The sequence below is a fragment of the Psychrobacter sp. ENNN9_III genome (assembly GCF_001462175.1).
Taxonomy (GTDB): Bacteria; Pseudomonadota; Gammaproteobacteria; order Pseudomonadales; family Moraxellaceae; genus Psychrobacter.
On sequence record NZ_LNUO01000201.1, the window covers coordinates 1 to 5,815 of the forward strand.

7 protein-coding genes are annotated in these 5,815 nt (G+C 39.3%); 5 read left to right on the plus strand and 2 right to left on the minus strand.

The genetic code is table 11. From position 1 onward, the window contains the following. Positions 1–73: 73 nt before the first annotated feature. A complete protein-coding gene (locus PENNN9_RS12085) occupies positions 74–682 on the minus strand; it encodes a YceI family protein (protein WP_256713806.1) in 609 nt (202 codons plus the stop codon). Positions 683–1,112: 430 nt separating this feature from the next. On the opposite strand from PENNN9_RS12085, the gene PENNN9_RS12090 reads away from it, so the two are divergent. Both PENNN9_RS12090 and PENNN9_RS12095 read left to right on the plus strand, forming a co-directional pair. Beyond that, a complete protein-coding gene (locus PENNN9_RS12090) occupies positions 1,113–1,517 on the plus strand; it encodes a DoxX family protein (protein ID WP_058369906.1) in 405 nt (134 codons plus the stop codon). Positions 1,518–1,671: 154 nt separating this feature from the next. Continuing rightward, the gene (locus PENNN9_RS12095) at positions 1,672–2,409 is read left to right on the plus strand and encodes a YoaK family protein (protein ID WP_413771754.1); all 738 of its coding nucleotides are present in this window, start codon (positions 1,672–1,674) and stop codon (positions 2,407–2,409) included. A 203-nt stretch (positions 2,410–2,612) separates the two neighbouring features. Here PENNN9_RS12095 and PENNN9_RS12100 read toward each other — a convergent pair whose 3' ends face one another. After that, positions 2,613–2,939: a GNAT family N-acetyltransferase gene (locus PENNN9_RS12100; RefSeq protein WP_058369907.1), complete on the minus strand. Its 327-nt coding sequence runs from the start codon at positions 2,937–2,939 to the stop codon at positions 2,613–2,615. A gap of 264 nt (positions 2,940–3,203) precedes the next feature. Here PENNN9_RS12100 and PENNN9_RS12105 point away from each other — a divergent pair, with 264 nt between their 5' ends. The 3 genes from PENNN9_RS12105 to PENNN9_RS12115 all read left to right on the plus strand — a co-directional run bounded on the left by PENNN9_RS12105 (position 3,204) and on the right by PENNN9_RS12115 (position 5,715). Continuing rightward, positions 3,204–3,911 carry a pirin family protein gene (locus PENNN9_RS12105; protein WP_058369908.1) on the plus strand — a complete coding sequence of 236 codons (708 nt, stop codon included), beginning with the start codon at positions 3,204–3,206 and terminating at the stop codon, positions 3,909–3,911. A 62-nt stretch (positions 3,912–3,973) separates the two neighbouring features. Continuing rightward, the gene (locus tag PENNN9_RS12110) at positions 3,974–4,912 is read left to right on the plus strand and encodes a pirin family protein (RefSeq protein WP_058369909.1); all 939 of its coding nucleotides are present in this window, start codon (positions 3,974–3,976) and stop codon (positions 4,910–4,912) included. A 191-nt stretch (positions 4,913–5,103) separates the two neighbouring features. Beyond that, positions 5,104–5,715, plus strand: a complete 612-nt coding sequence (locus tag PENNN9_RS12115; protein WP_058369910.1) for a nitroreductase family protein — start codon at positions 5,104–5,106, stop codon at positions 5,713–5,715. The last annotated feature ends 100 nt before the right edge of the window (positions 5,716–5,815 follow it).

Sequence of the window (5,815 nt, forward strand, 5' to 3'; positions counted from 1 at the left end):
GGTGTTAAAAACCCCAGCTTCATTGTAGTACAGATTGTCTTAAGTGGACGAGCCATTGTTGTTTAAGGTCTACTTACTTAAGATCTGCTTGTTTACTGCCTTCTACCTGAATGACCAGCTTGACATCTTTCATCATACCGCCGTCTGTATAGGTATCGATACCCCATTTGGTTCTGTCGATAGTGGTTTCAAAATCACCACCACAAGCTTCTGCTTCTAACAAAGGACTATCGTAGCAGTTAAATTTAGTGGCTGTTAAAGTCACAGGATGAGTCTCATCAAGTAAGGTTAAGTCACCTTTGACGGCCTTAACTTTATTGCCATCAAACTGCCATTCAGTAGATTTAAAATAAGCCGTTGGATATTCTTTTACATTGAAAAAGTCAGCAGACTTTAGATGCCCATCAAAGACTTTGAGGCCTGTGCTTAAGCTGCCCATAGGGATAGTAATACCTATAAAGCCTTTTTGCTCTTCAGGTGCGTACTCAAGAGTACCCGATAGATTATGAAAGCCGCCGCTGTTGGTCGTAGTGCCAAAGTGATCGACAAAAAAGCGTACTGCGGTATGTTTGGGATCAAGCTCGTAAGTCGCTGCATGACCCAAAGTGCTAAGCATACCAAGCGCACTGATGGCTGCAAAAGTCATAGCACGATTCGCTTGTTTGATAGATTTTAAAGTCATTATAAGTCATCCTTTTTATTTAAGTAAGTACGTATAGGCAAGTACAGTGTCGAGCGAATATACCACCTTTTTTAATCATCAGTTCAAAGACTGATTTTATTTGGAAGCGTGCTTATTAAGCGTAGCTTACGCATTGAATTGATAAGTTTAGCAAAAAAAGACTGTGTCTGATGCCAAACAGTATCAAAAAATGTGTATTTCCGTTATTTTTTGTACTTTTTGAGGTGTTATAAATACGTCTATAAATAAACTCCGCTTAAGTAATTTTTTAATTATTAATTGTTCTCTAAATGAGAACAGACATTTGTAATTAGTGCTGTTTATCTAAATCTAATCAACACATACAATAAGCTTACTGAACAATCAAAAGAAAAAGACCAAATATATCTACATTCGTAAATATGTATTTATAAATTTATGGAGAGTATTGATGGATAAGTTACAAGATTTGAGTGCTCCTATTGGTCGCCTATTCATATCAATGATTTTTATTTTTTCGGGGTTTAGCAAGATTACAGGTTACGCTGCCACAGCTGGCTATATGGAGTCTGTAGGCGTACCAAGTATTCTACTGCCATTAGTGATTGCACTTGAGCTATTAGGCGGTATTGCTATTCTAATTGGCTTTAAAGCACGTTTAATATCATTGCTGTTTGTCGGTTTCAACATCGTTTCTGCACTTCTTTTCCATCAATTTTGGAATGATGAATCACAAATGAACCCATTTATGAAAAACATCGCAATGGCCGGTGGTTTTCTGATGATATTTGCTCATGGTCCAGGCGCTTACTCAGTCGATAAAGATCATGCACCTAGAACAAGAACGTTACACTAAGCAACGCCAAGCTAAACACTGTCAAATCAATTAACGTATGGTAAAGAAGAGGTCTTCATCATTATGAACACATCGACGAATATAGCCCTAATCATCGGAAGCCTGCGCAAAGAAACAATTAATCGCAAGTTTGTCGTGTTTGCCGGAAATGCCAGTGCATAACACTGCATCTAATAACGATAAAAGTGGCGCCCAAAATAATAATTCACCAAGCTTTTGGCAACGTTATCAAGCGCCTGTGTTATTGACGGTGGTTGGTGGCGCTATTGATACCATTGGTTTTATTACCTTATTTGGGTTTTTTACTGCTCATGTGACTGGCAACTTAGTACTAGCAGGTAGCGGCTTAGTGAAAGGCGAAGATGGGCTATGGATTAAGCTTGCATCTGTACCATTGTTTATTTTGACGGTAGTAGTAACGAAGATATACATAGATAAAAGCAAAAAACAGCAGCTGATACTGAGTCATTTATTCTTGGCTGAAGCGGCATTCTTGACCGCATTTATGATTGCAGGCTTGTCTTTTCAACCCTTTATTGATGCAGGTGGTATTACCGTTGCAGTAACTGGTGGCTTAGGTTTAACGGCTTTAGCGATTCGTAATACTGCAAGCAAAACAGTCATCAAGCATATGAGTCCAACGGTACTGATGACAGGTAATACCACGCAGTTAGGAATAGGTCTATCGGACTACTTATCAAATAGAACGTCTGAAAATGCCAAAAAGCTAGGGCATAGCTCAGCACTGGTTATAAGCTTTGTGATTGGTGCGTTATTAGGCGCTATTCTGTATGTTAAGTTGAGCTATTGGGCAGTGGGTTTGTTTGTGCTGCCGGTGCTCTATCTGTCATTTTTGGCTAGAGATAAAGAATTTTTACAAAATATCGGTTAAGACTTTCTGTATTTTTAAATCGCTTTATTGATTTATTATTTGTTAAAGTAGGGCTATTAAATCACTACGGTCTAATTTTTAATGAGCAAACCATTAAAAATAAAAGTTTCTAAAAAAATTAATGGTTTATTGTTAAATCAAAAACGCTATGCTTTTTAGCAGGGCGTTTTTTTGTTTTTAAAACACGTTGTTCAAAATGTGAGTTACGGCGTAGCGTTATGAAAGACAGAGTTATCTTGATACTCAGAATGCTTGTCGATATAAGACTTCACATAAGGACAAGTTGGCTTAACACGTAGACCTTTAGCTGCTGCATCATCTAAGATATATTTGACTAGATACCCTGCGATACCTTGACCGCCTAATGACTTAGGCACTTCGGTATGCTTATACTCAATACCTTTTTCACCTTGACTGGTGGTAAAAAATTCATAGTCTTCGAGGGCCATTTGATCATCGAGATGAATCTCAAAACGCTTCTTATCTGTGTTATTGATAACGTCATAGTCTAATGTTTGTTTGTCAGACATAGTATGTTTCCTTTTATTATAAATGATAGAACATTAATAGTAAGTTGTGCTTTAAACCGTAGCTTCAACATGCTAACAGTTAATGGTTAACGTTCTGTTAGCTTTATATTACTTGGGTATTGTTCTAAAAATAAGAATAGTCATTTGCTGTTTACCATGTTTATCTCTTCTATAACAACAATTACAATAACACCATTGTTTAGACAAGTTCATTAACCATAGTTTTTCAAACTTGTTTAACTCATCGATTAATAAGGATAAATTATGAAAACTATCTATCATGCAGCAGACTCTCGTGGCGATGCAGACCATAGCTGGCTCAAAAGCCGTCATACCTTTAGCTTTGCAAATTATCACAACCCAGAGCGTATGGGCTTTGGTGCACTACGCGTAATTAATGATGACTTCGTAATCGGTGGTCAAGGTTTTGGTAAGCACTCACACCGCGATATGGAAATTATCAGTGTTCCATTATCTGGTAAGCTCGGTCATGGCGATAACATTGGCAACAATGGCATCATTGAAACAGGTGAAATTCAAGTCATGTCAGCTGGTACTGGTATCACACACAGTGAGATGAATGCTGACAATGAAGAAGCGGTTAAGTTTTTACAGATTTGGGTTATCCCGAATAAAATGAATGTAGAGCCTCGTTATCAGCAAGTACGCATGGATGACTTCATGCAACCAAATGAGTTTAATCAAGTGCTGTCACCAAATGCTGACGATGCTGGCGTGTGGATTCATCAAAATGCTTGGTTTAGCATGGGTGATTTTGACAAAGGCGTCACTCAGACCTATCAGCTAAACGATGCCGATAACGGTGTCTATATATTCGTCATCAGCGGTAAAGTAACGGTAAACGGTAACACTCTAGATACTCGTGATGGCCTTGGTGTTTGGGATACTAAGAACTTCACAATGGATGTAGAAGAAGACGCTAAAGTACTACTAATGGAAGTACCTATGTAGTTTTACATGAGCTTTATTATCATAGAGTACAGTCATAAAAAACAAGTAAGGAGAGCTGAACCATGAGTATCGATATCCTAGAACCACGTTTAGCCGATGTTGGCGGTATTCCAATTGCCCGTCTTTTACCGAACAAAGGTAAAAAGCCTATTGGACCATGGTGCTTTTTAGATCACGCAGGTCCTGCTGAATTTGGTGAAGATGAATCAGGTATGCAAGTCGGCCGTCATCCGCATACTAATTTGCAGACCTTTAGCTGGATGTTAAATGGCGAAGTGCTACACAAAGACAGTTTGGGTAACGAGCAAGTTATTACCAAAAAACAAGTCAACGTCATGACTGCGGGCACAGGCCTTAATCGCGGCATCAGCCATACTGAGCAAAGTGTCTTTCCAGATACAGGCGGTTCGCCAGATGCGGCACACGCGCTGAGCATGGTACAGTTGTGGATTGCATTGCCTACTGATCAAGAGATTGAGCCAGGTTTCCATCATTATCCAGAGCTACCAACGTGGCGCGAGAATAGTGTGGAGATGATACTGATGACGGGTAGCTATACCAGCGTAACAGGGAAGCGCTACGAAGCGCCTACGATACAGTACTCTAAAATGGTCGGTATCGATGCCTATTTCATTGAAGACGGTGAAGTCACGCTCAACTTGGAGCCAAGTTTCGAATACGGTATCTTAGTCACAGAAGGGGAGATTGAGTCTGAGGGCAAAGTCTGTCCGCAAGATCAGCTACTGCGCTTTCATGATACCGATGTCGGCAATAACAAAAGCATGAAGCTTGTCGCTAAAAAAGGTACGCGCGTGATGTTCATCGGTGGTGAGCCTCTGAATAACCAAGTGCTACTATGGTGGAACTTTGTCGCAGACAACAAAGCTGAGATTGAGCAATCAATTATTGACTGGAACAATGGTCATGAACGATTTGGTGATGTAGATTCTGATATGAAGCGTCTAGAAGCACCAGTATTACCTGAAGGCTTTCAGGGGTAATTAGCAAATGCTTATTTATTAATGTATCTTTTCAGTAATTATTTATTATTAAGTTTTTTTACAAAAGAAGTTTGTGGATAGTTTCTGTACTATCTTATAATAAATAAATTATTGAGTAGTATGGTTAAAACTACTGATTGACCTTACTTAATTCTACATTTTCACATCTATCTATAATTTGGAGAAAATCTATGTCAGACCTAAAAGATCTACAACAATTGGTTGAAAAACGTCGTTCTATCTATGCGTTGAGCAATCATTTACCCGTATCTAATGATGAAATTGTCAACTTGGTTGAGCATGCTATTTTGCACACGCCATCATCATTTAACTCGCAATCGACGCGTATTGTTGTGCTATTCGGTGATGATCATCAAAAGCTTTGGGATATCACTGAAGAGACCTTGAAGGTTATCGTTGGTGATGATGAGAAGTTCCAAGGTACGAAAGATAAAATAGGAGGCTTTAAAGCTGGAGCTGGTACGATATTGTTCTTTGAAGACAAAGGCGTGGTCAGAAACATGCAAGAAGCGGCTCCTTTATATGCGGACAAATTCCCGATTTGGGCACACCAAACCAACGCCATGCATCAGTATGTGATTTGGACCGCATTGGCGAGCATCGATGTTGGTGCAAACTTGCAACATTATAATCCAGTAATCGATCAGCAAGTTGCCGATACTTGGAATATCGCTGATGACTGGGAATTGAATGCACAGATGGTATTCGGTGCTATCGAGCAGCCAGCAGGCGATAAAGAGTTCAAGCCTGTTGAAGAGCGTATGAAAGTATTTGGTCAATAGAATATTATCAAATAGCTTGGTCTATCGAACACATGTCAAATAAGCCATGTGCTTGAAGCTCGAAGCAGAAATAAAAAAGCGTCACCCGACTATTAGTTGG

Excerpts from the sequence above, each read along its gene's own strand:
- PENNN9_RS12085 (WP_256713806.1), bottom strand. The coding sequence starts at position 682 with ATGACTTTAAAATCTATCAAACAAGCGAATCGTGCTATGACTTTTGCA.
- PENNN9_RS12090 (WP_058369906.1), top strand. The coding sequence starts at position 1,113 with ATGGATAAGTTACAAGATTTGAGTGCTCCTATTGGTCGCCTATTCATA.
- PENNN9_RS12100 (WP_058369907.1), bottom strand. The coding sequence starts at position 2,939 with ATGTCTGACAAACAAACATTAGACTATGACGTTATCAATAACACAGAT.
- PENNN9_RS12105 (WP_058369908.1), top strand. The coding sequence starts at position 3,204 with ATGAAAACTATCTATCATGCAGCAGACTCTCGTGGCGATGCAGACCAT.
- PENNN9_RS12110 (WP_058369909.1), top strand. The coding sequence starts at position 3,974 with ATGAGTATCGATATCCTAGAACCACGTTTAGCCGATGTTGGCGGTATT.
- PENNN9_RS12115 (WP_058369910.1), top strand. The coding sequence starts at position 5,104 with ATGTCAGACCTAAAAGATCTACAACAATTGGTTGAAAAACGTCGTTCT.